Source organism: Tenacibaculum geojense (genome assembly GCF_042676005.1).
In the GTDB taxonomy this organism is placed as follows: domain Bacteria; phylum Bacteroidota; class Bacteroidia; order Flavobacteriales; family Flavobacteriaceae; genus Polaribacter; species Polaribacter geojense.
This window is the reverse complement of sequence record NZ_JBHTJR010000035.1, coordinates 1-2,271: the sequence shown is the minus strand read 5'-3', so window position 1 is coordinate 2,271 and position 2,271 is coordinate 1. Positions and strand designations below refer to the sequence as shown.

Annotated in this window: 2 protein-coding genes; both read left to right on the top strand. The window is 29.9% G+C overall.

Features of this window, described 5'->3' with window-relative positions; genetic code table 11:
* Window positions 1–167 precede the first annotated feature (167 nt).
* A complete protein-coding gene (locus tag ACFQ1U_RS06370; RefSeq protein WP_386106495.1) occupies window positions 168–1,154 on the top strand; it encodes a hypothetical protein in 987 nt (328 codons plus the stop codon).
* A gap of 148 nt (window positions 1,155–1,302) precedes the next feature.
* Complete coding sequence (locus ACFQ1U_RS06365; RefSeq protein WP_386106493.1) at window positions 1,303–1,857, top strand: hypothetical protein; 555 nt, start codon at window positions 1,303–1,305, stop codon at window positions 1,855–1,857.
* Window positions 1,858–2,271: the final 414 nt, after the last annotated feature.

The following is a 2,271-nucleotide window of genomic DNA, read 5'->3' as shown; positions in this document are numbered from 1 at the left end:
TTGGATATAAGTCAGCAGTGCTCCATTCTAAAATGAGAGTTGAGGGAAGAAAATAAGTTAATAAAAAAAACGCTTTACAACAATGGCTATAATTAATACTGGTTTTGGTGTTTAATCCAAAGTTTAATGTATTTTTATAGTGTCGTCAAATCATTTTGATTTGACTTTTGAACAAGAAAAAATTAAAAGCAAACAAAATGCTTCGTCTTAGTGCTCAATCGGAAAGAATTCGCTTCCCTACTCCCGCACTAATCATAGCCGAAGCCGTTGGCTACAATTTTGACAAAACTATGAAAATAACCTACATACTTTTTGTTTTAGCAGTTTTTGGCTGTTCAGAAAATCAAAATGACTTTGAAAAGTATAGTGAATTGGAACAAAAAGCTATGCTTGAATTCAAAGACAAGAAATATGATAAAGCTCTGTCAAATTTTCAAAAGGCTATTGATTTAAAACCAAAAGAAGATGTTTCCATATACTTTTATGCAGCCGCATCAGCTTTGAATGTTGGAAATATGGACAAAGCGAAAGAACTTCTCACAGAATCAATTCATAATACAAATGCCTCAAAAGACTATTTCTTAAATTTTAATGAGTTTGATAGTTTCAGAAAAGAAAAACTGTTTTCTGAAATCGAAAATAACTATGAAAAGCACATAACTGAATTCTGTAAAAAACTAGAACACCCAAAAATTTACCGTGAAGTAGACAGCTTAATCAAGTTAGACCAAGAAATTCGCAATAATGGAATTGACACAAAAGAAATGGCCAGAATTGATTCCTCCAACATTAAACGCCTAATTAAAATAACAAAGGAATATGGTTGGCAAAATAAAGGATGGTTGGTTCTATGGCATCAACGAGAAACTTACGAACAAGATAATTACATCTGGAACTTTTTTAAACCATACATAGATAAACAAATAAAAAAAGGGAACATAAAAAAGAGCTTTTGGACAATATTTGAGGAAGAAAAATCTATACTAAAAAATAAAGAGCAGATTTATGGACTTTATTTAAACCAACTCGAACAATTCCCGATAAGAGATATTGAAAATATTGATAAAAGAAGAGCTCAAAATGGACTTCCGCCACTTTGGTATTTGGAAAAAGTTTATGGAGTTGAATTACCAACTGAATATAAAAAACTATAGCCAACAATGTATAACCGCAATTACGGCGGATTCGAATTCGTCCGAATCCACTCAGAATTGCTTAAGCTAGTAAATAACTGAAAACTTTTGGCTAAATTAGCCCGATAACTGACGGGTTATACGAAACCGTTGTAGCACATTCCGAAAAATGAAAAAACTAATCTACTTTATAATTCCTTTAATTATACTTTCTTGCAAAAGAGTTGATAATAAAATAGAAAAACAACAATCTGAATTGAAAAAAACTGAACTCAAAATTGGAATAACGAATGTGAGCTCTGAAACAAAAACCTTTAGTGAAACAGATTATGAACAGAACTTAAATACTGCTGCAGAATATTACCTACAGAAAAAAGAAATCCCTTTATCGATTTTAATAAAATTAGTACCTAAGAATAATTCTGAATTCACCAGCTATTATGAAACTACTGGACCTGAACATAATTTGGGGGAAACCGATTTTTTTTATGAGACTACTCGTTTGATTTTTGAGCAAGTAATTTCAAAAAAGAATAATGACTTTTACCTTCCTTCTTTAAAATTAATAAGTTTTGCGGATGGAGAATATGCCGAAGAATTTATCGAACACCTTGAATTAATAATAGAAATAGATAAAGAAAAATTCTGTACAGAAATCAATGGAAAGGAATATATAACGCATAATCCTATTAAATACTATTATGAATTAAATAATTGCGAATAAAAACGTGCTACAACAATAGCTAAAAAACATTGCTAATGTAATTTCCCGTTGGGAAATTACCGCTTATGACCAAATGTTTAAGTATATTTATTAACTAAACGCTAAAACTAACGCAACGATTCCTTAGCTGAGACCGTTGGCAATAATTAAAACAAACATTAATGGAAAAATTCAATTACGCAAACAAAAACAATTTTCTACAGTGGTTCGGTCTTATATTAACCGGATTAGCAACACTTTTTTTTACATTCTTATTTATACGAATAAGAGATAATGGTGAATTTATGTATCCACTTTTAGTACCGTTAATTGGATTTTCAATAATTTGTTTAATAATTATCAATAAAATGTTTTTGTCTAAAATTTTTATAACTGAAAATTATATTGAGTACAAATCCCCTTTTACAAACGTGA